Source organism: Thiothrix litoralis, assembly GCF_017901135.1.
In the GTDB taxonomy this organism is placed as follows: Bacteria; Pseudomonadota; Gammaproteobacteria; order Thiotrichales; family Thiotrichaceae; genus Thiothrix; species Thiothrix litoralis.
In genome coordinates this window covers 3341326-3366814 of the sequence record NZ_CP072801.1, presented here as the reverse complement: position 1 = coordinate 3366814, position 25489 = coordinate 3341326, and the positions used below count along the sequence as shown (strand labels likewise).

Annotated in this window: 26 protein-coding genes; 11 read left to right on the top strand and 15 right to left on the bottom strand. The window is 55.5% G+C overall.

All coding sequences use genetic code 11. The features are described 5' to 3' along the window. Window positions 1-7: 7 nt before the first annotated feature. The 6 genes from glgC to J9253_RS16280 are packed head-to-tail and all read left to right on the top strand — an operon-like array spanning window position 8 to window position 10528. Entirely contained in the window at window positions 8-1336 is a 1329-nt protein-coding gene (gene glgC / locus J9253_RS16305) for a glucose-1-phosphate adenylyltransferase (RefSeq protein WP_028488985.1), read from the top strand. Further along, the gene (locus J9253_RS16300; RefSeq protein ID WP_210221949.1) at window positions 1318-3039 is read left to right on the top strand and encodes a glycoside hydrolase family 57 protein; all 1722 of its coding nucleotides are present in this window, start codon (window positions 1318-1320) and stop codon (window positions 3037-3039) included. Before glgC ends, J9253_RS16300 begins: the two co-directional genes overlap by 19 nt. Then, entirely contained in the window at window positions 3039-4448 is a 1410-nt protein-coding gene (gene malQ / locus J9253_RS16295; protein ID WP_210221948.1) for a 4-alpha-glucanotransferase, read from the top strand. The genes J9253_RS16300 and malQ overlap by 1 nt, the downstream gene beginning before the upstream one ends. Further along, a complete protein-coding gene (gene glgB / locus J9253_RS16290) occupies window positions 4369-6564 on the top strand; it encodes a 1,4-alpha-glucan branching protein GlgB (RefSeq protein WP_228291407.1) in 2196 nt (731 codons plus the stop codon). The genes malQ and glgB overlap by 80 nt, the downstream gene beginning before the upstream one ends. Next, window positions 6564-8033, top strand: coding sequence for a glycogen synthase GlgA (gene glgA / locus J9253_RS16285; RefSeq protein WP_210221947.1), 1470 nt, complete (start codon window positions 6564-6566; stop codon window positions 8031-8033). Before glgB ends, glgA begins: the two co-directional genes overlap by 1 nt. Further along, window positions 8030-10528, top strand: coding sequence for a glycogen/starch/alpha-glucan phosphorylase (locus J9253_RS16280; protein WP_210221946.1), 2499 nt, complete (start codon window positions 8030-8032; stop codon window positions 10526-10528). The genes glgA and J9253_RS16280 overlap by 4 nt, the downstream gene beginning before the upstream one ends. On the opposite strand, the gene ispH is transcribed toward J9253_RS16280, so the two are convergent. After that, window positions 10529-11467: a 4-hydroxy-3-methylbut-2-enyl diphosphate reductase gene (ispH, locus tag J9253_RS16275; RefSeq protein ID WP_210221945.1), complete on the bottom strand. Its 939-nt coding sequence runs from the start codon at window positions 11465-11467 to the stop codon at window positions 10529-10531. 158 nt (window positions 11468-11625) lie between these two features. On the opposite strand from ispH, the gene J9253_RS16270 reads away from it, so the two are divergent. The 4 genes from J9253_RS16270 to ribF are packed head-to-tail and all read left to right on the top strand — an operon-like array spanning window position 11626 to window position 15234. Next, the gene (locus J9253_RS16270) at window positions 11626-12579 is read left to right on the top strand and encodes an aspartate carbamoyltransferase catalytic subunit (protein ID WP_028488992.1); all 954 of its coding nucleotides are present in this window, start codon (window positions 11626-11628) and stop codon (window positions 12577-12579) included. Then, window positions 12576-13850 carry a dihydroorotase gene (locus J9253_RS16265; RefSeq protein WP_028488993.1) on the top strand — a complete coding sequence of 425 codons (1275 nt, stop codon included), beginning with the start codon at window positions 12576-12578 and terminating at the stop codon, window positions 13848-13850. The genes J9253_RS16270 and J9253_RS16265 overlap by 4 nt, the downstream gene beginning before the upstream one ends. Further along, window positions 13843-14307, top strand: a complete 465-nt coding sequence (locus J9253_RS16260) for a tRNA (cytidine(34)-2'-O)-methyltransferase (protein WP_210221944.1) — start codon at window positions 13843-13845, stop codon at window positions 14305-14307. Before J9253_RS16265 ends, J9253_RS16260 begins: the two co-directional genes overlap by 8 nt. A 9-nt stretch (window positions 14308-14316) precedes the next feature. After that, window positions 14317-15234 carry a bifunctional riboflavin kinase/FAD synthetase gene (gene ribF / locus J9253_RS16255; RefSeq protein WP_028488995.1) on the top strand — a complete coding sequence of 306 codons (918 nt, stop codon included), beginning with the start codon at window positions 14317-14319 and terminating at the stop codon, window positions 15232-15234. Here the strand turns inward: ribF and J9253_RS16250 are convergent. After that, entirely contained in the window at window positions 15231-16229 is a 999-nt protein-coding gene (locus J9253_RS16250) for an adenosine kinase (RefSeq protein ID WP_228291406.1), read from the bottom strand. The genes ribF and J9253_RS16250 overlap by 4 nt on opposite strands. A 416-nt stretch (window positions 16230-16645) precedes the next feature. Between J9253_RS16250 and waaC the strand changes: the two genes are divergently transcribed. Then, a complete protein-coding gene (gene waaC / locus J9253_RS16245; RefSeq protein WP_210221943.1) occupies window positions 16646-17638 on the top strand; it encodes a lipopolysaccharide heptosyltransferase I in 993 nt (330 codons plus the stop codon). On the opposite strand, the gene J9253_RS16240 is transcribed toward waaC, so the two are convergent. The 13 genes from J9253_RS16240 to J9253_RS16180 form a co-directional block, all read right to left on the bottom strand. After that, window positions 17635-18327 carry an esterase/lipase family protein gene (locus J9253_RS16240; RefSeq protein ID WP_210221942.1) on the bottom strand — a complete coding sequence of 231 codons (693 nt, stop codon included), beginning with the start codon at window positions 18325-18327 and terminating at the stop codon, window positions 17635-17637. The genes waaC and J9253_RS16240 overlap by 4 nt on opposite strands. After that, window positions 18255-19421, bottom strand: a complete 1167-nt coding sequence (locus tag J9253_RS16235) for a FimV/HubP family polar landmark protein (protein ID WP_210221941.1) — start codon at window positions 19419-19421, stop codon at window positions 18255-18257. Before J9253_RS16235 ends, J9253_RS16240 begins: the two co-directional genes overlap by 73 nt. Before the next feature lie 235 nt (window positions 19422-19656). Continuing rightward, window positions 19657-20268, bottom strand: a complete 612-nt coding sequence (gene lexA / locus J9253_RS16230) for a transcriptional repressor LexA (protein ID WP_210221940.1) — start codon at window positions 20266-20268, stop codon at window positions 19657-19659. Window positions 20269-20415: 147 nt separating this feature from the next. Then, window positions 20416-20757 (bottom strand): cupin domain-containing protein, encoded by a 342-nt coding sequence (locus tag J9253_RS16225; protein ID WP_210221939.1) that lies wholly within the window; start codon window positions 20755-20757, stop codon window positions 20416-20418. Continuing rightward, on the bottom strand, window positions 20754-22046 hold the full coding sequence (locus J9253_RS16220) for a type II toxin-antitoxin system HipA family toxin (protein ID WP_210221938.1): 1293 nt from the start codon (window positions 22044-22046) through the stop codon (window positions 20754-20756). The genes J9253_RS16225 and J9253_RS16220 overlap by 4 nt, the downstream gene beginning before the upstream one ends. Beyond that, complete coding sequence (locus J9253_RS16215) at window positions 22043-22321, bottom strand: helix-turn-helix domain-containing protein (protein WP_028489005.1); 279 nt, start codon at window positions 22319-22321, stop codon at window positions 22043-22045. The genes J9253_RS16220 and J9253_RS16215 overlap by 4 nt, the downstream gene beginning before the upstream one ends. Window positions 22322-22411: 90 nt before the next feature. Next, window positions 22412-22669, bottom strand: coding sequence for a hypothetical protein (locus J9253_RS16210; protein WP_210221937.1), 258 nt, complete (start codon window positions 22667-22669; stop codon window positions 22412-22414). 98 nt (window positions 22670-22767) lie between these two features. Beyond that, complete coding sequence (locus J9253_RS16205; RefSeq protein ID WP_210221936.1) at window positions 22768-23100, bottom strand: type II toxin-antitoxin system HicB family antitoxin; 333 nt, start codon at window positions 23098-23100, stop codon at window positions 22768-22770. Next, the gene (locus J9253_RS16200; RefSeq protein WP_210221935.1) at window positions 23097-23345 is read right to left on the bottom strand and encodes a type II toxin-antitoxin system HicA family toxin; all 249 of its coding nucleotides are present in this window, start codon (window positions 23343-23345) and stop codon (window positions 23097-23099) included. Before J9253_RS16200 ends, J9253_RS16205 begins: the two co-directional genes overlap by 4 nt. 180 nt (window positions 23346-23525) lie before the next feature. Next, window positions 23526-23741, bottom strand: a complete 216-nt coding sequence (locus tag J9253_RS16195) for a hypothetical protein (protein ID WP_210221934.1) — start codon at window positions 23739-23741, stop codon at window positions 23526-23528. After that, entirely contained in the window at window positions 23738-24610 is an 873-nt protein-coding gene (locus J9253_RS16190; RefSeq protein WP_210221933.1) for a replication protein, read from the bottom strand. Before J9253_RS16190 ends, J9253_RS16195 begins: the two co-directional genes overlap by 4 nt. Then, window positions 24607-24843 (bottom strand): helix-turn-helix transcriptional regulator, encoded by a 237-nt coding sequence (locus tag J9253_RS16185; RefSeq protein ID WP_210221932.1) that lies wholly within the window; start codon window positions 24841-24843, stop codon window positions 24607-24609. Before J9253_RS16185 ends, J9253_RS16190 begins: the two co-directional genes overlap by 4 nt. After that, a complete protein-coding gene (locus J9253_RS16180) occupies window positions 24840-25175 on the bottom strand; it encodes a hypothetical protein (RefSeq protein ID WP_210221931.1) in 336 nt (111 codons plus the stop codon). Before J9253_RS16180 ends, J9253_RS16185 begins: the two co-directional genes overlap by 4 nt. Window positions 25176-25489 lie beyond the last annotated feature (314 nt).

Below are 25489 nucleotides of genomic sequence, written 5' to 3'. Positions count from 1 at the left end.
ACACACCATGACACTGGACAAAGATCAACAGGCGAAACTGTACCGCTATTACACCGAGCCTAAAATGGTCACCGAATACACCCGTAAAACCCTGGCCTTGGTGCTGGCAGGTGGCGAAGGTTCGCGCCTTAAAGACCTGACCCAATGGCGGGCAAAACCTGCCGTGCCGTTTGGCGGCAAATACCGCATTATCGACTTCGCCCTGTCGAACTGTGTGAACTCCGGCATCCGCCGCGTTGGGGTGCTGACCCAGTACAAATCGCATTCCATGATCCGCCACTTGCAACGCGCCTGGGGTTTCATGCGGGCTGAAATCGGTGAATTTGTTGAAATCCTGCCCGCGCAGCAACGTACCAGCAAAAAGGAATGGTATCAGGGCACGGCAGACGCCTTGTTCCAGAACATCGACATCGTGCAACGCCATGACCCGGAATACGTGCTGGTGCTGGGTGGCGACCACATCTACACCATGGATTATTCCAAGATGTTGTTGCACCACGTCAACTCCAAAGCCGATTTCACCGTCGGTTGCATTGAAGTGCCGGTGGAAGAGGCCAAAGGCTTTGGGGTAATGTCAGTCGACGAAAACTTGCGCATTACCAAATTTACCGAGAAGCCTGCACACCCGGAAGAGATTGCTGACAAACCGGGCATGGCGCTGGCGTCGATGGGCATTTACATTTTTTCGCGCGACTTCCTCTACAAGGTGTTGTACGAAGATGCGGCGAAAGTGCATTCCTCGCGGGATTTCGGGCGGGATATTATTCCTTCCAACATCCACACCTCCACCGCGATGGCTTTCCCGTTCCGCACCGATAAAGGCGAACCGGGCTACTGGCGCGATGTGGGCACGGTGCATTCCTACTGGCAAGCCAATATGGAACTGTGCGCGGTCGACCCTGAACTGAATTTGTATAATCGTGATTGGGCGATTTGGACGTACCAGCCGCAATACCCGCCTGCCAAATTCGTCTTCGACGACGACGGTCGCCGGGGTGAGGCGATTGACTCGCTGATTTCAGCCGGGTGCATCCTCTCCGGGGCGCGGGTGAAACGCTCGCTGGTGTTCTTTGCCACCACCATTGAAAGTTATTCCTCGATCAAGGACAGCGTGATCTTACCCAAGGTCAGCATTGGCAAGAACTGCCGGATCACCAAGGCCATTATCGACAAAGGCACGGTGATCCCCGACGGTACGATTATCGGGGAAGACCTCGAACTCGACCGCAAACGCTTCCACGTTACGCCCGAAGGCATTGTGCTGGTCACGGCGGAGATGATGGGGCAGAAATTACGCACAGGCGATAGGGATATGTTATGGCGAATGGCCAGTTAAATGTTGTTCTCTGCTGGCACATGCATCAGCCGTGGTATCGCAATGGGTTAGACGGTGAATACCGCCTGCCGTGGGTTTACTTGCATGGCATCAAGGATTACAGCGACATGGCTGCGCATCTGGAAAAGAATGCCCGGATGCGCACCGTGGTCAACTTTGCCCCGGTTTTACTGGAGCAAATTGATGATTACGCCCAGCAGTTAAGTGCCTTTTTGAGCAAGGGCACTGCCATGCAGGACAAATTGCTGAACTTGCTGGCAGGGGTAATTCCCGTCCCCACCGACACGGCGGGACGGGCAGACTTGATTGCCGAGTGCCAGCGGTGCCATGCGCCAACCATGATCCACCCGCACGCACCGTTTCAGCGCCTGTTCAAAATGATTGGCGCAACCGATGACTCAGGGGTGGGCAGCCAACATTTCCGTTGTTCGCTGGCGTATTTGAGCGACCAGTACTTTCTGGATTTGCTGACGTGGTATCACTTGGCATGGATGGGGCAATCGTTGCAGGATTTGCCGATCATTCAGCGCCTGTTACAGCAGGGCAGCGAATTCAGTTTGGCTGACCGGCGCGACTTGCTGGGTGTGATGCGTGATTGTCTGGGCAGCCTGATCCCGCGCTACCGCAAACTGGCGGAGCGCGGGCAGGTGGAACTGTCGATGACGCCTTACATGCACCCGATTGTACCGCTGCTGAATGACTTCCAGAACCTGCACTGTTCCTTGCCGGAAGCACCGGTGCCGCAGGCCAGCGAATACCCCGGCGGGGTAGTGCGGTCGCGTTGGCATCTGGAACGGGGCATTGCGGTGTTCGAGCACTATTTCGGCCTGAAACCACAGGGCGTATGGCTCTCGGAAGGCGGGATCAGCGATGACGCTGTGCAATTGCTGGATGAAATCGGTATCCGCTGGACGGCTTCCGGTGAAGGTGTGTGGCGTAACAGTTGCCGCCTGTCCGCTTATGATGGCGCAGACGAGCACAGTAAACGCAGCCTGTTCATGCCGTATCAGCAACCCGACAGCAGTGTGCGCCTGTTCTTCCGCGATGATGGCTTGTCTGACCTGATTGGCTTCAAATACAGCGACTGGCACGCCCGCGATGCAGTGGCCGATTTTGTGCAACATCTGGAAAACATTGCGGTATTCCTCAACCAGAATGCCTCAAAACAAGTGGTCTCGATCATTCTGGATGGCGAAAATGCATGGGAATATTACCCGAAAAACGGTACGTATTTCCTCGATGCCCTGTACGCCGCCCTCAGCAGTTCCGACCAGATCAAAATGGTCACGTTTGCTGAGGCCAGCCACTTGCCGACGCGCCCCCTGCCTGCCATTTGCGCGGGAAGCTGGGTGTATGGCTCATTCTCCACGTGGATCGGTTCAGTCGACAAGAACCGGGGCTGGGATTATCTCGCCGCCGCCAAAGTCGCTTTCGATGCGGTGATGGCAGCAGGCACCTTGGATAAACAGCAACAGGAACTCGCCAGCCGCCAACTGGGGATCTGTGAAGGTTCCGACTGGTTCTGGTGGTTCGGCGATTACAACCCGGCGGACAGTGTGCGCGACTTTGAACGCCTGTTCCGGCAACAATTGCGCAAACTTTACGAAATGCTGGCAGTAGCAGCGCCGGATTATCTGGATAAACCCATGTCCCACGGCGGGGCAATAGCTGAAAACGCTGGCACAATGCGTAGGAATACCTGATGGGCAATTTACAAACGATTGGACGCGCGGCAGGCATCCTGCTGCACCCTACCTCATTGCCCTCCGGCAAACTGGACGCAGACGCTTACCGCTGGGTCGACTGGCTCGCAACAGCAGGCTTCAAGGTCTGGCAAATGTTGCCGCTGGGTGTACCGCTGGCGGGGTTATCACCCTACCAATGCGCCTCCGCCTTTGCCGTGAATCCGGGATTGTTTGGGGGAAAATCCCCCCCAGCCCCCCTTTTGCAAAGGGGGGAGTATGAGCACTGGTACGAAAACCAGAAGCACTGGGTCGAAGACTACGCCCTGTTCATGGTGCTCAAGCAGCAATTCAACGGGCAGGAATGGAGCGCATGGCCAGAAGCCTTCCGCAGCCGCACCCCGCAGACCCTGTTTGCGGCACGCGGTGAACACGCCGAAGACATCGCTGCCATCATCCACGAGCAATACGACTGCTGGCGGCAGTGGCAGGCATTACGCAGCTATGCGCGGGAACACGGCGTGTACCTGTTCGGTGACATGCCCATCTTTGTGGCTTACGACAGTGCTGATGTGTGGGCGCACCCCGCACGTTTCCTGCTGGATGACACCGGCACGCCGACGTTTGTGACCGGCGTTCCCCCCGACTATTTCTCCGAAACGGGGCAGCGTTGGGGCAATCCGCACTATAACTGGGAACACATGCAGGCCGAAAACTTCGAGTGGTGGCGGCAACGGCTGGCTTATCACTTTGAATTTTTTGATCTGGTACGGCTTGACCATTTCCGGGGGCTGGCAGCAAGCTGGATGATTCCGGTCAGTGAGCCAACCGCCATCAACGGTTACTGGCAAGACGTTGCCGGGGACGCGATGCTCGCCAGCATTCAAGCCGCTATGGGCAATATCCCGCTGGTTGCTGAAGATTTGGGCGTGATTACCCCGGATGTGACTGCGCTGCGTGACAAATACGGCTTGCCGGGTATGAGCGTATTACAATTTGGTTTTGACCACTTTGAAGATAACCCGCACAAGCCGCAAAATGTCCGCGACAATACCGTGTATTATACGGGTACACACGACAACGACACCTTGCAAGGCTGGTTCACCAGTCTGGACTCGGGAATGCAGCAGCACGTCATGCAAGTGCTGGGCATTCACGACACCTCACAGGTGACAGATGCGATGCTGAATACCATCTTCGGCAGCCGCGCCTTGCTCGCGATCATCCCCTTGCAGGATTTACTGCACTTAGGCAGCGAAGCCCGCATGAATACCCCCGGCACAGTGGAGGGTAATTGGGCGTGGCGTGTCGACTGGTCAGACATACCAAAAACTCTGGCATCACAATTGCATGAAACACTACAGGGACACCAGCGAAATGAACGAGAACTTGCGTCGGATACAACAAGGCACACATCACGACCCGTTTGATTGGCTGGGATGGCATCCGCTACCGGATGGCCACTGGGTGCTGCGTAGTTTCATGCCTGCCGCTGAAGCGGTTGAAATCGTCGGGCATGGTCTCATGGCACGCCTGGAAGGTACTGATTGTTTTGAAGCGAGGTTTCCCCCTTCGGCTACCCCCTTCGCCTCGCATCCCGCCCTAAGCTGGCAGGACAAACAAGCAGGTAACTGGCACGATGCCGTCTGTCCCTATACGTTTACGCCACAAATAGGCGACCTTGACCTGCATCTCCTCGGGCAAGGTCGCCATCACCACGCCTGGAAAGTGCTGGGTGCACGTTTCACCGAAGTGGATGGCGTGACCGGCTCACTGTTTGCGGTGTGGGCACCAGCGGTCAAGCGTGTCAGCGTGATCGGCGATTTCAATGCGTGGGATGGGCGACGTCACCCCATGCGGGTACGCGGCGATTCTGGCATCTGGGAAATCTTCATCCCCGGTCTGGCAGCAGGCACGGCTTACAAGTACGAAATCCTTAACCGTCACGATGCGATTGTGGTGAAAACCGACCCGTATGCACAGCAAATGTTCATGCGCCCGGAAACCACGTCCTGCGTACCTGTTGCCACGCCTTACGGCTGGCAAGATGGCGAGTGGATTACCGCTCGCGAAACCTTCGACTGGCAACATAAGCCACTCAGCGTTTACGAATTACACCCCGGTTCATGGCGTAAGCACCCCGACGGGCGCTTTTATTCGTGGGCAGAATTAACCGCTACGCTGATCCCCTACGTGACCGACCTGAACTACACCCACATCGAGCTAATGCCAGTGGCGGAACACCCGCTGGATGAATCATGGGGTTATCAGGTGTCCGGCTATTACGCCCCCACCGCGCGTTACGGCACACCGGATGATTTCCGCGCCTTCGTGGATGCTTGCCACGTAGCGGGGCTGGGCGTGTTGCTGGACTGGGTTCCGGCGCATTTCCCCAAAGATGATTTTGCGCTGGCGAAATTCACCGGCGAACCGCTCTACGAACACGCTGACCCACGCCGGGGCGAACATCAGGACTGGGGTACGCTGATTTTCGATTTCGGGCGTAATGAAGTGAAAAACTTCCTGATTTCCAACGCGCTGTTCTGGATGGATGAATTCCACATCGACGGCCTGCGGGTGGATGCCGTGGCCTCGATGCTGTATCTGGATTACTCACGCAATGCCGGGGAATGGCTGCCCAACCAGTACGGCGGGCGCGAGAATATCGAAGCGATTGCCTTCCTGCGTGAAATGAATACCGTGGTGCATGGCTACTTCCCCGGCATACTCACGATTGCGGAAGAGTCCACCGCATGGCCTGCGGTATCGCGCCCGGTGGAAATCGGTGGTTTGGGTTTCAGCATGAAATGGAACATGGGCTGGATGAACGACAACCTGTCCTACATCGAGCAGAACCCGGTACACCGCAAATACCACCACAACTTGCTGACCTTCAGCCAAGTGTATTCCTATTCGGAAAACTTCGTACTGCCGCTGTCCCACGACGAAGTGGTGCATTTAAAGCACAGTATGCTGGATAAAATGCCGGGGGATTACTGGCAAGCCTTCGCCAACCTGCGGCTGTTTTATGCGTGGCATTACGCACACCCCGGCAAAAAGCTGCTGTTCATGGGCAGTGAATTCGGGCAGTGGGCAGAATGGAACGTGAAAAAGGAACTGGATTGGGCACTGTGCAACTTCCCGGCACATGACAGCATCCGCCATTTGCTGCGCGACTTGAACCACCTGTATCGGGAACAAGCCGCGTTACACCATTACGACTTTGATGGGCGCGGCTTCCAGTGGATTGATTGCCACGATTCTGATCAGTCGGTGCTGAGCTTGATTCGTCACGGGGAAAACCCCGCCGATAAGCTGGTTATATTGCTAAACTTTACCCCTGTACCCCGTTACGCCTACCGTATTGGGGTTCCTGCTGCCGATCACTACCGCGAAGTGCTGAATACCGATTCGGAATACTACGGCGGGAGCAATTGCGGCAATGCAGGCATGATTCCGGTGCAAGCCCATCCCTGGATGGGGTTTGAGCATTCGGTCGAAGTAACCCTGCCGCCACTCGCGGCGCTGTTCTTACAAGCGTGCTGATGAAACTACTGTTTGTTGCCAGTGAAGTCTATCCACTGGTCAAAACCGGGGGCTTGGGCGATGTCGCCTACAGCCTACCCGTTGCCCTGCATGGTGCGGATGTGGATGTGCGGCTCTTGCTGCCGGGCTACCGTGAGTTGTTACGCAAGTTAAGTAGCGTGCGCATCCTCGGCTGGCTGGAACTGCAAGGCGCGGGGCAAATGCACACCGTGCGCATTCTGCAAAGCCACCACCCCGACTACCCGTTCCCGCTGTGGATTGTGGATTGTCCGGCGCTGTTTGACCGCCCCGGCAACCCGTATTTGCAACCGAATGGCTACGATTGGGCGGATAATGCCGAGCGCTTCACCGTGTTTGCGCGAGCCGCCACCGAACTGGCGCGGGATGCGCTGGATATTGGCTGGAAGCCGGAGGTGGTGCACGCGCATGACTGGCAAACCGGGCTGGTTCCCGCGTTTCTGGATGGCTTGCAACAGTGCCCGCAACGGATTTTCACCATCCACAACATGGCTTACGGCGGGCATTTTTCGCAGGCGGATTTCGTCAGCCTGAAACTGCCCAGCTATTGGTGGTCGGCAGAAGGCGCGGAATTTTACGGCGGCTTTTCGATGCTGAAAGCAGGCATTGTGTATTCGGACGCGGTGACGACGGTCAGCCCTACCTATGCCCGCGAAATTTGCACCCCGGCGTTTGGTTACGGCATGGATGGCTTGCTGCAATCGCGGCGCTACAAACTGCACGGCATCCTTAACGGCATTGATACTGAGGTATGGAACCCTGCCACCGATACCCACTTGCCCGCGCATTATTCCGCCGAACAGATTCAGCCCGGCAAAAGCCGTAACAAGCTGGCCTTGCTGCAACGTTTTGGGGTGGAAAATCCTGAACCCCACCTGCCATTCCCGTTACTGGGCATGGTCAGCCGCTTGGTGGAACAGAAAGGTGTGGATCTGATCATCAACGCCATCCCCGATTTACTGGCGACCACCGATGCGCGTTTCGTGCTGATCGGCGCAGGGCACAGCCATTTTGAACAACGCCTGCGGGAACTGGCAACGCTGCACCCCGAGCGGGTGTTTGTGTTCATCGGCTATGACGAACAATTGGCGCATTTGCTGGAAGCCGGGGCAGATATGTTCCTGATGCCGTCGCGCTTTGAACCGTGCGGTTTGAATCAGATGTACAGCTTGCGCTACGGCACGCCCCCCATCGTGCTGCATACCGGCGGGTTGGCGGATACGGTCGTGGATGCTTCCCAAGCCAATCTGGAACGGGGTATTGCCGACGGTTTCGTGTTCCACGAACCGATCACCAGTGTTTTGAAAGGCACGATCCTGCGGGCGCTGGATTGTTTTTACCAACCACGCTTGTGGCAACAAATACAAACAACCGGCATGAATCATGCATTCGGATGGGATAACAGTGCGGCAGACTATCTGGCGCTATACAACAAAGGAGCAACACCGTGACAGAGCATTTTTCTCACCACATTCCTTATGTACCCGTACCGCTAGATCCGCTGTCGAATGATGCAGAGGCACTCGGTGAAGATTTCCAGCGTTACCTGTCCTACCACTTGGGGCGTTTTCAGGGGTGCAAGCCGGTCTATTTGTATCAGGCACTGGCGTACACCTTGCGCGACCGTTTGATGGTGGATTGGCGTGCGACTTGGGGCGATTACCTGCAACCGGGCAAACGCCGCGCCTACTACATGTCGCTGGAATTTTTGATCGGGCGTTCCCTCAGTAACAACCTGCTGAACCTCGATATTTGTGAGCCGACCAAAACTGCCTTGCTGAACTATTGCACCAATATGGAAGAGGTTGCCTCGCAAGAACCGGATGCGGGTCTGGGCAACGGTGGCTTGGGGCGACTCGCCGCGTGTTTCATGGACAGTTGCGCCACCTTACGCTTGCCGGTGGTGGGTTATGGCATCCGTTACGAATACGGCATGTTCCGCCAGCACATTGAAAACGGCTACCAGATCGAAGACCCCGACCATTGGCTGCGCGACGATAACCCCTGGGAAGTGGAGCGTGCCGAATACAGCCAGCGCGTCCAGTTTGGCGGTTACACCGAACATTTTATCGACCACAGCGGCAATCAGCGAGTACGTTGGGTTGGCACCAATGACGTGCTGGCCATACCGTTCGATATGCCGATTTCAGGCTATAAAAACAATACTGTCAATACCTTACGCTTGTGGAAAGCCACCGCCACCGACGAATTCAACCTCGACGAATTCAACGCAGGCAGTTACACCGAAGCGGTGGAAGCCAAGAACCACGCCGAACACATTTCGATGGTGCTCTACCCCAATGACAGCAGTGAAAACGGTAAGGAATTGCGCTTACGCCAGCAATATTTCCTCGCATCCGCCAGCTTGAAAGACGCCATCCGCTTGTGGGAACGTCAGGGCAATAGCGACTACAGCAAGTTCGCTGCCGAACATGTGTTCCAGATGAATGACACCCACCCGACCATCGCGGTGGCGGAGCTGATGCGCATCCTGATGGATGACAAAGGCTTGAACTGGGATGAGGCTTGGAGCATTACTGCCAACTGCATGGCTTACACCAACCACACCCTGTTGCCGGAAGCACTGGAACGCTGGGCAGTCCACTTGTTCGTCAAACTGCTGCCGCGCTTGCTGGAAATCATCTACGAAATCAATGCACGCTTCTTGCGCCAAGTGGCCATGAAATGGCCGGGCGACACTGAGCGTCAGCGCCGCATGTCGATCATTGAAGAAGGCGCGGAACAACAAATACGCATGGCGTGGCTCGCCATTGTTGGCAGCTTCTCGGTCAACGGCGTGGCAGCCCTGCATTCGCAATTGCTGGTTGATGGCCTGTTCCACGACTTCTACCAACTCTGGCCGCACAAGTTCAACAACAAAACCAACGGTGTTACCCCCCGGCGCTGGGTTGCCCATGCCAACCCCGGCATGACCGCACTGATCAGCGAACACATCGGCAACGACTGGATACGCAACCTTGACCAACTGGCAAAACTCAAACCATTGGCCAACCCGGCGCAAATCGACTTCCATGCCCGCTGGCGCGAAGTCAAACTCGCCAATAAACAGCGCTTGGCAGCCTTGGTAAAACAGGAATGCGGGGTCGATTTCAACCCTACCGCGCTGTTCGATGTACAGGTCAAACGCATCCACGAGTACAAGCGCCAGTTGCTCAACCTGCTGCACGTTGTCCACCTCTACCGCCGCATCAAGCTGGGCAAGCTGGAGAACTGGGCAAACCGTTGCGTGCTGATTGGTGGCAAGGCCGCCCCCGGTTACGTGATGGCAAAACGCATTATCAAGATGATCAACAGCGTGGCGGAAGTGATCAATAGCGACCCGGAAGTGAATGGCAAGCTGAAAGTTGCGTTCATCCCCAACTACCGCGTTTCCAGCATGGAAGTCATCGCTCCGGCAGCCGACCTGTCCGAACAGATTTCCACCGCAGGCAAAGAAGCGTCCGGCACGGGCAATATGAAGTTCATGATGAACGGGGCGCTCACCATCGGCACGTATGACGGTGCAAACATCGAAATCATGGATGCGGTGGGGCAGGAAAACTTCTTCCTGTTCGGCTTACGCGCCAATGATGTGGATGAGTTACGCCATTGCTACCGCCCGTGGCATTACGTCGAGCAGGATGAAGACTTGCGCGGCGTGCTGGAACTGATCCGCAGCGGGCATTTCAGCATGAGCGAACCGGGCATTTTCGACATGGTGCTGGATGCGCTGATGAGCCAGAACGACCCGTGGATGACCCTTGCTGACTTCCGCAGCTACGTGAATGCGCAAGAACATGTAGCCGTGGCTTGGCAGGATCAGGAACACTGGACACGCATGAGCATCCTCAATACCGCCAGCAGCGGGTTCTTCTCCACCGACCGCACGATGGAAGAGTACAACCGCGAGATTTGGAAGCTGAAACCGGGTGGCAATGGGGATTAATTAATCCCGCCGTAAGGCTTTCGGCAGCACAAACGAGACATTTTCAGTGATACCCGAATCCTGCACCCGCACATTCGCACCGTGCGCTTGCAGGTGGGCAATCACGCCTTCCACCAGCACTTCCGGGGCGGATGCGCCTGCGGTCACGCCAATGCTTTGCTTGCCAACCAGCCATTCGTCACGGATGTCTTCCGCGCCGTCGATCAGGTAAGCGGGTGTGCCGCGCTTTTCGGCAATTTCGCGCAAACGGTTGGAGTTGGAACTGTTGGGTGAACCCACCACGAGGATCATATCGCTTTCATCGGCAAGCTTTTTCAGCGCATCCTGACGGTTCTGGGTGGCGTAGCAAATGTCGTCTTTTTTCGGGCCGATGATGGCGGGGAAGCGGCTGCGCAAGGCATCAATCACGATGGAGGCATCATCCACCGACAAGGTAGTCTGGGTAACGAAAGCCAGCTTGTCCGGGTTACGCACGTCCAATTCCGCCACTTCCTGCGGGGAATCGACCCGGTAGACCGCGCCGCCGTGTGACGTGTCGTATTGACCCATTGTGCCTTCGACTTCCGGGTGATTTTTGTGGCCAATGAGGACGGTTTCGCGGCCTTCGCGGCTGTAACGCATCACTTCGATATGCACTTTCGTGACCAGCGGGCAAGTGGCATCGAATACTTTCAGGCCACGGCGTTTGGCTTCCTCCTGCACCGCCAGCGACACCCCGTGGGCGCTGAAGATGACCGTGGCATCGTCGGGCACTTCGTCGAGTTCCTGCACGAAAATCGCACCTTTTTCGCGCAAATTGTTCACCACAAAGCGGTTATGCACGACTTCGTGACGCACGTAGATGGGTGCGCCGAGGATTTCCAGTGCTCGGTCGACAATTTCGATGGCACGATCAACACCGGCACAAAAGCCGCGTGGGTTGGCGAGAATGGCTTGCATGAAAGGCTTCCGTCGGTCGTTTGTTACAGGAAAACTAAGCTACGCTATTCGCTTTACAGGCGCAACCTTGTAAGATACTCGCACCTTTAGTGTTCAAAATAACAGCGAGTGCATCCATGCTCCACGCTCACCTTTCCCCAGGGCCGCTACCGTCGCGTATGCAATTGACCAAAGACGGCAAGTTGAAACACTTTCTGACTATCGAAGGTTTGCCGCCGCTATTGTTGGAAGAGATCCTCGATCGCGCGGAACAATTCGTTACCTTGCCGAATAAACAGCAGAAAAAAGCCCCCCTGCTGCGCGGCAAAACGGTCATGAACCTGTTTTTCGAGAATTCCACCCGTACCCGCGTCACCTTTGAAATTGCCGCGCAACGACTGGGTGCGGATGTCACCAACCTCGATATTCGTACCTCATCTGCCTCCAAAGGCGAATCCTTGCTGGATACAGTGCGCAATCTGGAAGCGATGAACGCCGACATGTTTGTGGTGCGCCATGAACACGCCGGGGCAGCGCATTTCATTGCACGTTACTGCGCCCCGCACATCAGCGTGCTGAATGCAGGCGATGGGCGGCATTCTCACCCCACCCAAGCGATGTTGGACATGTTCACCATCCGCCAGAAAAAGGGTAGTTTCCAGCCTTTAAAAGTGGCGATTGTCGGCGATGTGCTGCATTCGCGGGTGGCGCGTTCGCAAATCCACGCCCTGACCACGCTGGCCACCGGCGAAGTGCGGGTGATTGCCCCGAAAACGCTGATTCCCGCTGGGATAGAAAAAATGGGTGTCAACGTGTTCCACCACATGGAACAAGGCATTGCCGACGTGGATGTGGTCATTATGCTGCGCCTGCAACGCGAACGGATGCAAACCGCGCTGCTGCCTTCCGAACGGGAATTTTTCAAACTCTACGGCCTCACCGAAGAACGCATGAAACTCGCCAAACCCGATGCCATTGTCATGCACCCCGGCCCCATCAATCGCGGGGTGGAAATTGATTCGCGGGTGGCCGATGGCCCGCAATCGGTGATTCTTGAACAAGTCACCAACGGGATTGCCGTGCGCATGGCGGTCATGTCGATGATCATGGGGCCACAAGGGGGAACAGCATGAGCTTATTAATACGCAATGCGCGGGTCATCGACCCAGCAAGCGGGCTGGATGGGCAACGCACTATCCTCATCGACAACGGTCGCATTACCGCGTTGGCAGAAGCCTCTGCCGCCTTTGCTGCCGACGAAACGCTGGACGCTAAAGGGCTGTGGGTCTTCCCCGGTTTGGTGGATTTGGCGGCTTGCCTGCGCGAACCGGGGCTAGACCACAAAGCCACCCTCGCCAGCGAAACCTTTGCTGCCGCCAGCAGTGGCATCACCACGCTATGTTACCAGCCGGAACCCAAAGCCAACTTTGACAATGCCGCACAGGTCAAGCTGATTTGCGACCTCAACCGCCGTTCGCACTACGCCAATGTCGAAATCATCGGCAATCTGACCAAAGGCTTGCAGGGCGAGCACCTCAGCAATATGGCGAGCCTGAAACGTGCCGGGTGCGTAGGGGTCAGCAATGGGCAACAGCCTTTCCACAGCCTGCAAACCTTGCGGCGGGCGATGGAATACGCCGCTACCCATGATTTGACGGTGTTCATCTACCCGGTGGAACACGCGCTGGCGGCGGGTGGCTTTATGCATGAGGGTGAAGTGTCAGCACGGCTGGGTTTGCCTGCGATTCCGTCAGCAGCGGAAACGGTCGCGGTCGCGCAAACCTTGGCGCTTGCCAGCCACACCGGGGCGAAAGTGCATTTCTGTCGCTTGTCTGCCCGCATGAGTGTGCGCCTGATCCGGCAGGCTAAAGCCAGTGGCCTCGACATTACCGCCGATGTCGCAGCACACCAACTGTTTTTGACTGATATGGATGTGAGTGATTTTAACCCCTTATGCCACGTCATGCCGCCGTTACGGGCTGACCGTGACCGCGATGCACTGCGCGAAGGGCTGGCAGATGGCACGATTGATGCGATTTGTTCCGACCATCAGCCGCATGAAGTCGATGCCAAACTCGCGCCATTCCAACAGACCGCACCGGGGATTTCCGCGCTGGAAACCTTGTTGCCGCTGACCTTGCGCTTGGTGGAAGACGGGGTATTGAGCCTGCCGGAAGCCTTGCGTAAAGTCACCGACAGCCCCGCGCATATCATTAACAATGAAGCCGGGCATCTCAGTGTTGGCGCACCCGCCGATCTGGTGCTGTTCGACCCCTCAGCCCTGTGGGAACTGGATTTGAATCACATGCACAGTGACGGGCGCAATTCGCCGTTCGGTGGCTGGAATTTTAACGGTGCGGTAAAACGTACCTTATTGGCAGGGAAGACTGTTTTTAGTGTTTGATATTGCGCTTTACCAACCGGAAATTCCCCCGAATACCGGTAACATCATGCGCCTGTGTGCCAATACAGGTTGCCGTTTACACCTGATCCACCCGCTAGGCTTTTCACTGGATGAAAAGCAGGTACGCCGCGCGGGGATGGATTACCGTGACCTCGCGGTGGTGCAAGAACATGAGAGTTTCGCCGCGTTTAACCTGGCTATACAGGGCAAGCGGGTATTCGCCCTGAGCACCAAAGCCAGCACCCATTACAGCGATGCAGTCTTTGAAGCGGGTGATGTATTGCTGTTTGGCCCAGAAACCCGTGGCTTGCCAGAAGCCTTGCTGCTGAGCCTGCCGGAAGAGCTAAAACTGCGCGTGCCGATGCTGCCGGATAGCCGTAGCCTCAACCTGTCGAATACGGTAGCGGTAGTCGTGTATGAGGCATTACGGCAACAACAGTTTCCCAGTTTGGGGTAAACTCCAGACATGAAACTGATACGCCGCATCTTACCCGCTCCCGCCCATGACCCCGGTTGTGTTGCCACCATCGGCAATTTCGATGGCTTGCACAAAGGGCATCAGGCCGTTATCCAACACGTCGAGCGAAAAGCGCAGGCCTTGAATCTGCCCGCCACCGTGATCAGCTTCGAGCCGTTACCAATCGAGTTTTTCCGCCGCCCCCCGCCACCGCGTATTTATGCGCTGCGTGACAAGCTGCGGCTGTTACAGGCCATGAAGGTCGAGCGCTTCGCCTGCCTGCGTTTCAACCAGCAATTGGCCAGCATGGAAGCGGAAGATTTCGTGCAACACATCCTGCTGGATGGCTTGAAGGTGCGCTATCTGGTGGTTGGTGATGATTTCCGTTTCGGCAAGGGGCGGCGCGGCGATTACCACTTGCTACAAGCAATGGGCGCAGCCGCCGGGATGGAAGTTGTGGATACCCCGACGTTCCTGCACGAAGACGAGCGCGTCAGCAGCACCCGCATCCGGCTGGCGTTAAGTACGGCGGAACTGGCACTTGCCACAGAATTGCTGGGTAAACCTTACCGCATTTCCGGGCGAGTACGCCACGGCGACAAGCGCGGGCGCACCATCGGTTTTCCCACGCTGAACATGCGGGTTCCGCAACACATCGCACTGCGCAAGGGTGTGTATGCGGTGAAAGTCTACGGTCTGGAAGCCAACCCTGTACACGGGGTCGCCAACCTCGGCGCACGCCCCACGGTACACGGTGTAGAAAATCGGCTGGAAGCCCACCTGTTCGACTTTGCGCAACAGGTGTACGGCCAGCATATCTGTGTAGAACCTGTCGCCTTCATTCGCGATGAAATGAAATTTGCATCCTTTGACGACTTGAAGGCACAGATTGCACGGGATGCGGTGCAGGCAAGGACAATGTTTTAAACCGCTGCCAATACTTCAGCGTGCGCATCCTTACCCAGCCGCGCCCCGAATACTGTCACAATACGCGACGCTGCCAGACTCGCCAGCTTACCCGCTTGTGCATTATCCATCCCCTGGGTGATGCCATACAGGAATGCCCCGGCGAACATATCGCCCGCGCCATTGGTATCCACCGCTTTAACCGGATGTGCTGCGATTTCGGTACGGCCTGAATCGTCTACCACCAGCGCACCCTTGCTGCCCAGCGTAATCACCAGCTTGCCTGCATAGGGCTTGATCGCGACAATCGCCTCTTCCAGATCGTCTTTGCCAGTAAACACACTGACTTCTTCTTGGTTACAGAACAGAATATCCGCACCGTCGCCCAGCATTTCATCCACACCACTGCGGAAGAAACGCACCATCGCCGGGTCAGAGAAGGTCATCGCAGTTTTTACCCCGTGTTCCTTCGCTACTTGCCGCGCTTTCAAGGCCGCTGCACGCGAAATATCCGAAGTGACCAAATAGCCTTCGATGTACAAGTATTGGGCTTGCTTCAACTCATCCAAATGCAATTCGGCTTCGGAAAAGTCCGCCGTAATCCCCAAAAAGGTATTCATGGTACGTTCCGCATCCGGCGTCACCATCACCATGCACTTGCCGGTTACGCCCTCAGAACTGCAACGCACTTGATCCAGTTTGGTATTCACACCAGCCGCGTGCAGGTCATGCATGTAAAATTCGCCGGTTTCATCATTCGCCACCTTGCAGGCATAGAAGGTCTTGCCACCAAACTGGCTCACCGCCACGATGCTGTTAGCGGCGGAACCGCCACTGGCACGCTTTTTCATGCCAAAGGTAGCACTCAAACCTGACAGCAATTGCTGCTGGGTTGCCTCATCAATCAGGGTCATCATGCCTTTCTGGATGCCGTTAGCTGCCAAAAAGTCTTCCGTTACCTCAAATTCCTTATCCACCAGCGCGTTGCCGATACCGAATACGTCGTATTTCATCATGTCCCTATCAGATATTTGCTCGAAAATGCCTTGTACCCTATCTAGCTTTTCTTTTCCAGCACTCTACCTACAATCTGCTACACTTTTCTGCGATGAACCAACGCATTAATGCACAGTTATCCACGAAGTTATCCACAGGAAAGGAATTTATTCGCGCCATCCCTGATTGCAATAAAAAAAACTTATTAGTCCCTTTGAACATTGCTATAATTGGATTGAACGAGTCATTCATCAGAAAAATAGCGCCACTTATCAAATAATACTGTTTTTTAATCGTGCATTAAGGTAAGCCATGAAGACAATCAAATCGCCATCAAGTCATAGCCATCCCCGCTTTTTTATGATATTCACTGACTTATCCACAGCAATGCCTCACCATACCCTCAATAACCAACAATGTTTCACGTGGAGCCTGCATGACGCCCGTGCGTAAAATTTTGATCATAAAAACATCATCACTTGGCGACGTGGTACACATGCTACCGGCTATTACCGATGCCAACCATCAGCAGGCAGACCTGATCATTGACTGGGTAGTGGAAGAAAATTTTGCAGAAGTACCCGCTTGGCATCCGTCCATCAGAAATATTCTACCGATTGCCGTAAGACGCTGGCGCAAACACTTATTCAGTAAAGAGACTTGGCAGGAAATCAGCCAATTCCGCCAGCGGCTGCAACAAGAACATTACGACGCCATTATTGATACCCAAGGTCTGCTGAAAAGCGCTTTGATCGCCATGCAGGCACACGGCAAACGCTACGGTTATGACCATCACAGCAGCCGCGAACCGCTCGCCAGCCTGAGTTACCAACAAGGCTTTAGCGTCGCCAAGCAACGCCATGCCATTACCCGCAACCGCCTGCTGATGGCACACGCGCTCGGCTATAGCATTGAAAGCCTGCCACTCGACCACGGCATTGCCCACAGCCATTACCCATTACCCAGCATGACCCTGCCACCACGTTACGTCGTCGCCCTGCACGGTACCAGCCGCGTCGACAAGGAATGGCCGGAAACCCACTGGCAAACCCTGATCAGCACCCTTGCCCAACACGGCATCAGCACCCTGCTACCGTGGGGAAATGTGCGGGAACAGCAACGCGCTGAACGGCTGGCACAAACCGTACCCGGCAGCGTACAGGTACTGCCACGCTGCCGCTTGGGGGAATTGGCGGCGATCTTGCAGCAAGCCTTAGGGGTGATTGGTATGGATACCGGCCTGATGCACATTGCAGCGGCACTCGACAAACCGGGCTTGGCGCTTTACCCCGTTACCCAACCGGCACTCACCGGCGTACAAGGCAATAGCCATCCTGCCCAAGCGACGCTGCTGGAAAACCTGAGTGGTGTAGAAACGCAGGATGCTGATGCCGTTAGCCAGCGTTTACTGAGCTTGCTAGCGGACTAAAACTGCCCGGTCTGAAGAAAGCGCTGGATATAAGTGAACGTCAAGGGTGAAAACAACATGCCGGTATGCGACACCCGCTGTTCAATACGCGCGGTTTGCGCCGGGTGTTGCGCTTCACTAACCCGTACCGCACCATCACTGGCCTCGCCCCATAGAAAAGGCAAACCCAGCCCGACGGGAAGCGTCCCGATCACGGCTCCCCAATCACGCCCAATGGTTTGCGGCACATCATCGCCGGATAAGCCTTCCACCATGCTGTTACCAAACGCCATGCCCAGTACCGGTACGGGTTTAATGGCGCGGGCAATCTTGCTGCCTTGCGCGGGCGTGCCCAGTGTCACCAAACGCCCCGGTGGAAGCTCTGGGTATTTTTCAAGCAAATGTAAGGCAACAATCCCACCCAGACTGTGGGCAACCACATGCAGCGAATCCGTCGGCAAGGTTTTCAGAAAAGCGTACAGGCGCTCGGCGTTTTGCGCGGGCGTCAGCCTCACCGATGCATAAGCGGGAATACTGACCGCATACCCCGCCTGCCGCAACCTGCCAGCCAGCACCCCCAGTGCCCAGGGGCGCATCCAGATACCGTGCAACAGCACCACGGTTTCAGTGGCGATGGCTAAGCCTCCAGCTCTGCCCGCAGCCGCGCCTCTTCCTTGCTGAGTGCCCGGCGCTGCGACCAGGAACGCCACAGCAAAGCCAGCACAAACATCAAGGACACCAAGGCTATAACCAACGATACCCGCGACGGGGTAGGTAAACTAACGTTGTTAGTACCGGAAGCACTTCCCGTCACGGTTTGCTCCAACATATTCTGCAAGGAAACTGGCTGACCGTTGCCCGCATCAGGCTTCGCAATCTGGTCGATAAACACCGGAGCATTCACTTTAACGGGTGCAGGGGTTTCCTCCCCTGCTGCCAGCGTCAAACTCGGCGCGTGGGTGGTGCCGGGTTCGGCAGGCGGTGGGGGTACTTCGGCAGTATTACCGGGGTCGAGTTTTTTGAGTTGGGTGTGCAGTTCCTGACTTTCGGCGTACTGGCGCTTGATGGAAATGCTGGCTTCGCGCAAGGAGGCTTGCAGGTTCTGGATATGGGTATCGCGTTGTTCCAGCAATTGCTTGAGTTCTGTCAACTCGGCCTGCATGGTGGCGTCAGCTTGCTGGGTTTGTGCTGGAGTCGCGGCTTGCGGGTCAGCCGTGGTATTCGGCAAGGCGGCAACTTGCACCGAAGCGGCCTGCAATTCGGCGATACGCGCATCTTTGGCTTGCAACTGTTCCCGCAGGTCTGCCAGTTCAGTCTGTAATTTCACCATCAGGTCATTCTGCAATTTGGCTACCTGTTCCTGATCAGTGCTTGGGTTGGCGGTTGCTGCCGTCTGGGAAGCTTGTAGCTGCTGGAGTTGTTCCGCCAGTTTCGTGCTACGTGCCTGCTCTTCTTTGAGTTGGGTACGCAATTGGCTGATTTCACCCTCAAGGCTGGCTTGACTGGCCTGCTTGCCCGCACTTTGTTGGACTTCAGGTACAAGCGGAATATTCAGGTGAACGCCTTGACGCAAAATATTAATGTCACCCCCCACAAAAGCATGGGGATTTTTCGCCTGAATGGCTGCCATCATCTGGGGCACGCTGATATCGTAGGAAGGACGGCTGCGGCTGGCAATATCCCACAAGGTGTCATTATTTTTGACCGGCCCATAAGACGAGCCAGCCCGAACAGTGACAGGTTGCAAGGAAAGGGATGCCGCCAGCAACAGTCCCGTAGTAACGGCAAGTGTTTTGTATTTCATGACAGTTCCGCGCAGACAATCTAAGTTAATCATTTATATAGACGATTCCAGCATAGAATGCTGCCGGATCGTCAATAGCCCTCATTATCATAACCTGATGTTAGCTGGTCTGCACGGTTTACCGGACAGCGTGCCCGGACAGCGGTATTTCCGGTACAGGCTGATTCACCCAGCGGCTTGCCAACAGCGCTTTGGGAATTCAGTTCCAGTCTTTACTGCTATTGTTGCTTCCTCACTAATAACTGCGGAACAAGCCCACCATTTTGCCCTGTACCTGTACGCTTTCTGTTGGGTAAACCATCGGCTGCAAGGTACGGTTTTCTGGGCGTAATTCGATGCGGCCATCTGCTAAGCGGTAAATGCGTTTGAGGGTTACTTCCTCACGCTCCACCAGTGCCACCACGATGTCGCCATCGCAGGCATCTTCCTGTTGCTGGATCACGACGAAATCGCCATCCATAATGCCGATGTCGATCATCGACTCACCACGCACTTCCAGTACGTAACGCCCATTGCCACGGAATAGGTCGCCGGGGTTGATTTCATCCTTGCCACTGATTGCCTCGATCGGCTTACCGGCAGCGATACGGCCTGCCAGTGGTAAGCCCAGCCTCAGCGGCATTTGCGGGTGACGCGCCACTGCCGTTTCGGGCATCCGGTAGGCACGTTTGCCCGGCGTTGCGTGCAGGCGACCTTCCCTGATCAGCGCCTGCACATGTTGGTGAACCGTGCTGCGGGTGGAAATTCCGACAGCGCTGGCAATTTCATCCAAAGTAGGGGTGTAGCCATTGCGGGCGTAGAGGGACTGGATGATGTCCATTATTTGCTGTTGTCGTCGTGTGAGCATCGTGAACTCCTTGTTAACAAACCGAACAAAACACGAACCAAATATACGGTTTAGGGCTACGACAAGCAAATCAAAAATACTTGCCATTTATTCGTTTTTTGTTCGGTTTTTCCGATGAGCGGTGGGCTTGACGTGAAGGAACTGCGCTTAGTGTACCTGTACACCGAAGTATGTGACGAGCATGGCCTCGGTAGCGCTGGCATTGCGCAGTTCGTGGGTTTCACCGGGTTCGATGCTGATGCAACTTCCGGCGGGGAGGTCGTATTCGATGCCATCAACCGTCATCGCAGCATGGCCGGATTGGATGAAAAATACTTCCAGCATATCACTGTGCTGGTGAGCGTGGGCGATTTCGCCAGGCGGGAAAGTCGCTTGCGAAAAGTTGGTGAGTGGGGGGAATTCACCGTAGGTGATTAACGCTTGCTTCTGGATACGGGCGTTATGGCTGACGGTGGTAATAGGCGTTTGGGTGAGGGTAGTCAGTTTCATGTTAAAAGGGACTTGTTCTGTTGGTAAATATTATCGAGCTGACGCGCAATCAACTGGCGGGTATCTGGCTGGATACCCAACCCACTGGCTACTGTCTCCCAGTTCTGCACCGCAGCCACGACCTGTTCGATAACGGCTTGTGCCTGTTTCCAGCTACTGAAATTGGCTTGCTGTGCCAGCCGCTGCATCACCTTCACGGGGGGTGCTTTGCCGTAACCGCCAAACGCGGTGCTGTGTTCCCCATGCGGGTTGGGGCTAAAAGTAATGTCGTAACAAGGGCTAGGCCGCCAGTTGCCAGCATCATCCAGCAGGAATGCCCAGTTTTTGCTGTGGTCATCCTGATTACAGGCAAACAGGTTGAAAACCGCACGGGTAAACTGGATTTGCCCCACTGCCGGGCTTTTACACAATATCTGGCTGGCTTTGATCAAGTCTTCATAATCCAGCGAAGGCATTCGGAAATCCGCATCCAGCAAACCGCACAGGCTATGCAGATGATAACGCCCAGTCGTGGGGGATGCTGCATGGCAATCAAAGCGACGTAATGCCAGCCACGCCAGTGCCTGCGCCCCAGCCGCTGCGGGTAACAATTGCCATTGCGGGACATCAATACCCGCCTGTGCCGCCATGCTCAGGTAAGCCGCTTCACACAAACCTTCTTCATGCCCCAGCGCCAGCGATGCAGAAGTGAATTTCACCAGCCACGGCTGCAACCCGGCTTGTGGCAACGTACTGGCACGCGCCGGGTTATCAGGCTGGAGGTAGATTTGCGCCTTGGGACGTGCCCCACCGGAACTGCCTGCATTCGCCAGTTGCGCCAATACCGTGTCGGTCTGGCCTTCAAAAATCCGGGCTGCTTCCTGCCCCAGACGGGCAACATCCACCCACAAAGCATCATCCAGAGGGATGTAAGCAGAAACCGGGGTGTATTCAAGCGCCCCCATGCCACGGTTGCCGATGTACGCCAGCCTATCCAACGCGGTCAATTGCTGCGGTAAAATCCCCTGACGGCGGAAGACCCGATCCATCAACAGCAAACCCCAGCCATCCGGCAGGGAATCGGCGAAAACACCCTGTAGCCCACCATGCGGTTGGCGCGGCGCTTGGTGCAACCCAGTATCAAAAGGAAGCTGGAAGGGTGACAAGCTATGATAGCGCTGCCAATAATCATCAGCATACTGGAAAAATACCCCCTGACGGTTTTGCGCCAGCACCCCTACTGATACCAACTGACCGTCACTCAAGCGGCGTGACACCGCCAATCTATTCACCGGGGTAAAGCGACTCATTGCCCCAAGACCTCCTCAATACTGCGCGGGCTTGCTGCCACTGGCTTGCCCAAGGCTGCCAAGCGCTCAAGCTGATCAACGCATTGCCATAACAGGATGAACTGCCGCAGGGAAATCTGCCCGCTGGTTTCAAATTTCTTGATGGTTGCTTCCGGCACAGTGCTGCGTTCAGCCAAGAGGCGGCGCGACAGTTTCATGCGCTTACGCCGCTCCCTGACGGCATCAGCCAGTTGTTGCTGTACATCCGTAGCGGTGACGAGGGAAAGGCGGTTCATGCTGGCCTGCTGAGTGAAATGAATTGGATACCATTATAGCTGATTTGGCGTTAAAAAGGTGTCTTTAGCTATCATGGTAGCTTTTGTGATTCATGGCTGCCCCTCCTGCCGGAGCGTGTTGTATTCCGCTATCCATGCCGCTCGCTTGGCGGCGGTCATCACATCCATCGGTATACCAGCATGGGCAAACAGCGCATCGAGGCCGCGAATATCCCCCAGTAAGGCGCGTAAACGGGCGTTGCGGGCGGTATCGGTACGGTGTTGGGCAGCTTGTTGGTGCGCCTGTAATGCGCTGCAATCCAGCGTACCGCGACGGGCGGCATCAATCAAATCACGGGCAAGGCTCATGCTTTAGTCTACAGGCATAAAAAAACCGCCTGCTTCGCTGTGGCGATGTTAAAGCCCACACAGGGTGGGCTTTCAAACTGAATAAAAATGCTTAGCGATTATGCAGGTGTTGCGGTGCTGATGGCGTTGCGCACGAAGTCGTTTAGGCTGATGCCGAGTTCTTTGGCTTTTACCGCTGCTGCAAGGTGGAGATCGTGACCTACACGCACGTTGAAGCTGCCTTTGCAGGGTACTTCTGGTGTGTAGCCTTTGGCTTGGCAGGTTGTCAGGTAGTCCTCAACCGCTTCTTCAAATGCGGCTTTGAGTGCGTGGACAGTTTCGCCCTCGTAGTTGACCAGTGCGGCGATGAATTCGAGCTTGCCGAAAAGGATGTCATCTTCGACTGAGGCTTCGATGCTGCCGTAGTAGCCTTTGTGTTCCAGCATTTTCATAACATACCTCCCGTGGTTAGTTTTTCGCGGACTTGGCGAATGACGTAAGCCTTTACCTCGTTGCCGGGGTGTGGCTTGTGCAGGTTGATCAGGTCGGTGGCGTTGCCATTGTCGAATTTGACCCGCGAGCCATCACCCTCTTCTTGGGTGTAGCCGAGTTTTACCAACAGTGAGCAGAGTTCATGCCATGTCCATGTGGCTTTGTGGTTACCCATCTTTTCCAGCAGTTTTTCCAGCTTGCTCATGGTGGTTTCCTTGGTTGCTTGGGTGTAGTTTAAGGAGGCTTGGTGAGCAATGCAACTGTATTTAGTCGCTTACAATGCCAATACCCTGACGGTTAATACATGCCCATGTAGGGATTTTGGTTTATCAGGGTCAACGCTGGTAATCAGCGTTTGCAGGTGCAGAATATCGCCCATTGCACCTCACACCACCATTGCGGCGCAAACCGCGCCAATAATCCCGATCAGGCTTTTATCCGGTTCAACCCGAATGAAAGCCCAAGTGAATGCGGTAAAAAATAGGCAAAGCAGGGTGGATGATCCCGCCAACAGCAAAGCCAACAGCGTTAACAGTTTGCCGATGGTCTGATACACCACATCCCATTCAACAGCAGCAAGCAAAGCGGTTAGATTGTTCATGCTTGCACCGCCTGCCGGATGGCGTTGTATTCGGCAATCAAGGCGGCGCGTTTGGCGGCGGTGATGGCATCCATTGGCATACCCGCATGGGCAAACAGTGCATCCAGCCCGCGTATATCATCCAGCAAGGCGCGTAATTGGGCGTTGCGGTCGGTATCGGTACGGTTTTGCGCGGCTTGCTGGTGTGCCTGTAATACGCTGCAATCCAGCGTACCGCTACGGGCGGCTTGTGCGAGTTGGTGCAAATAGCCCAAGGGGGATTTCACTTTTCCCGCATCCATCGCATTGGAAAGCAACAGCAGGCAATCGCGGGCATTGTCCGGGGTCAAGCCGTCGAGAATGCGGGCGGCGGATTTGCGCCCTTGCTTGCCGAAACTAGCAGGATAGGGCAAGGCTTGCGCTTCGCTGTTGGCTGGCAAATCACCACTGCGACTGGCTTCCGTTGGGGGAATTTCCGGCGGTGGGGTAGTGGTAGGGGTAAGGTTAGGAGTAGTAAGGTATATAGATGTATGTTCCCATTTTTCGGAAGTTTCGCCCGAAAAACGGAAAGCCTCCCCGTTTTTTGGAAGGGCAGGCACAAAAAAACCATCGGGGTACGCTGACAGAAAATCCGCCGGGATGCGGTATTCAAACTCAAACACGGGGTGAGGTTGCGTCGCAAACAAACCTTTGTCGGTCACGCCAGCAATCGCCGGGGCAAGCCGATCTTTACGGATCGCGGTTAGGGTTGCCAACCGTTTCAGGGTCAAGGGGTCGGCGGTTTTGCCGTAGCATAGCGTTTGGCGGAACAGGGCAAGGAAGACGCGCAATTCGTTTTGCGTCAAATCCGCTGCCAATGCGGCATCAATCAAATCACGGGCAAGGCTCATGCTTCACCCCCTTGCCGTTGGGTGCGGTAATTGTTGGGGTCAGCAAACCAGCGATGCACTTCCGCATTCGGGTAGATTTTGCAGCGTTTGCTTAGGTAAGTGGTCTGGGGGGCTTTGCCTGCCTTGACCAATAACCGCCATGTTTCGCGTGAAAATGGCATGAATGGGGCAAGTTGTTGCCAGCGTGAATAGCCACTGTTGGGCAATTGGGGGGCGGGTGTGTGGGTTTTCATGCAGCACCCCCAAACACGCCATTGATGAAGGTGACGGCTTGCGTGACTGTCTCAAAATCGGCGGTTTCAAGGTTGATGCCGTGGGTGGTTTGGCGGTGGTATGCCACATCGACAAAATGGCAGGTTTTCGGCTGTTGGTTCAATTGGCCTGAATGGTAGCCTTGCACGATCCAAGCAACGGGTTGGCGGTGATGGTAGGCAATCAAGCCGGTATCGGTACGGCGATAGGTAAGCGGGCGTTTTTTGGGTTTACGGGTAGGTGATGGCACACGCGGGAAGGCGGGCAGATAGCCATGTGCAGGACGCAATGCGCCCATAGGGTTAGCGTTCATCGCTGATTCTCCGAAAAAAGTTTTAACATTGGGCAAAGTTGCCGGGTACTGTTATCGTCTTTTCGGAAAACGACGCGCTTCTTTCCGCCGAAGCGGTGTTGTAGTCCACGCATACCCGGCATAACCGATGGTGCGTAGTCTACAGGCGTAAAAAAACCGCCTGTGTCGCTGTGGCGGTGTTGCCGCCGAAAATGGGTATAACAGTCCCAGAATTTTGCAGTTGCTGCCCGTTGGTCGGGCTGCTTTTTTAGGATAGGGCAGAGTTCAGTAAAAAATCAACCAGAAGATTTTCATTAGCGACATTGTTACTGCCT

Coding starts and splice junctions, on each gene's coding strand:
- glgC (WP_028488985.1), top strand. CDS start 8: ATGACACTGGACAAAGATCAACAGGCGAAACTGTACCGCTATTACACC.
- J9253_RS16300 (WP_210221949.1), top strand. CDS start 1,318: ATGGCGAATGGCCAGTTAAATGTTGTTCTCTGCTGGCACATGCATCAG.
- malQ (WP_210221948.1), top strand. CDS start 3,039: ATGGGCAATTTACAAACGATTGGACGCGCGGCAGGCATCCTGCTGCAC.
- glgB (WP_228291407.1), top strand. CDS start 4,369: ATGAAACACTACAGGGACACCAGCGAAATGAACGAGAACTTGCGTCGG.
- glgA (WP_210221947.1), top strand. CDS start 6,564: ATGAAACTACTGTTTGTTGCCAGTGAAGTCTATCCACTGGTCAAAACC.
- ispH (WP_210221945.1), bottom strand. CDS start 11,467: ATGCAAGCCATTCTCGCCAACCCACGCGGCTTTTGTGCCGGTGTTGAT.
- J9253_RS16270 (WP_028488992.1), top strand. CDS start 11,626: ATGCAATTGACCAAAGACGGCAAGTTGAAACACTTTCTGACTATCGAA.
- J9253_RS16265 (WP_028488993.1), top strand. CDS start 12,576: ATGAGCTTATTAATACGCAATGCGCGGGTCATCGACCCAGCAAGCGGG.
- ribF (WP_028488995.1), top strand. CDS start 14,317: ATGAAACTGATACGCCGCATCTTACCCGCTCCCGCCCATGACCCCGGT.
- J9253_RS16250 (WP_228291406.1), bottom strand. CDS start 16,229: ATGATGAAATACGACGTATTCGGTATCGGCAACGCGCTGGTGGATAAG.
- waaC (WP_210221943.1), top strand. CDS start 16,646: ATGACGCCCGTGCGTAAAATTTTGATCATAAAAACATCATCACTTGGC.
- J9253_RS16235 (WP_210221941.1), bottom strand. CDS start 19,421: ATGAAATACAAAACACTTGCCGTTACTACGGGACTGTTGCTGGCGGCA.
- lexA (WP_210221940.1), bottom strand. CDS start 20,268: ATGCTCACACGACGACAACAGCAAATAATGGACATCATCCAGTCCCTC.
- J9253_RS16225 (WP_210221939.1), bottom strand. CDS start 20,757: ATGAAACTGACTACCCTCACCCAAACGCCTATTACCACCGTCAGCCAT.
- J9253_RS16220 (WP_210221938.1), bottom strand. CDS start 22,046: ATGAGTCGCTTTACCCCGGTGAATAGATTGGCGGTGTCACGCCGCTTG.
- J9253_RS16215 (WP_028489005.1), bottom strand. CDS start 22,321: ATGAACCGCCTTTCCCTCGTCACCGCTACGGATGTACAGCAACAACTG.
- J9253_RS16210 (WP_210221937.1), bottom strand. CDS start 22,669: ATGAGCCTTGCCCGTGATTTGATTGATGCCGCCCGTCGCGGTACGCTG.
- J9253_RS16205 (WP_210221936.1), bottom strand. CDS start 23,100: ATGAAAATGCTGGAACACAAAGGCTACTACGGCAGCATCGAAGCCTCA.
- J9253_RS16200 (WP_210221935.1), bottom strand. CDS start 23,345: ATGAGCAAGCTGGAAAAACTGCTGGAAAAGATGGGTAACCACAAAGCC.
- J9253_RS16195 (WP_210221934.1), bottom strand. CDS start 23,741: ATGAACAATCTAACCGCTTTGCTTGCTGCTGTTGAATGGGATGTGGTG.
- J9253_RS16190 (WP_210221933.1), bottom strand. CDS start 24,610: ATGAGCCTTGCCCGTGATTTGATTGATGCCGCATTGGCAGCGGATTTG.
- J9253_RS16185 (WP_210221932.1), bottom strand. CDS start 24,843: ATGAAAACCCACACACCCGCCCCCCAATTGCCCAACAGTGGCTATTCA.
- J9253_RS16180 (WP_210221931.1), bottom strand. CDS start 25,175: ATGAACGCTAACCCTATGGGCGCATTGCGTCCTGCACATGGCTATCTG.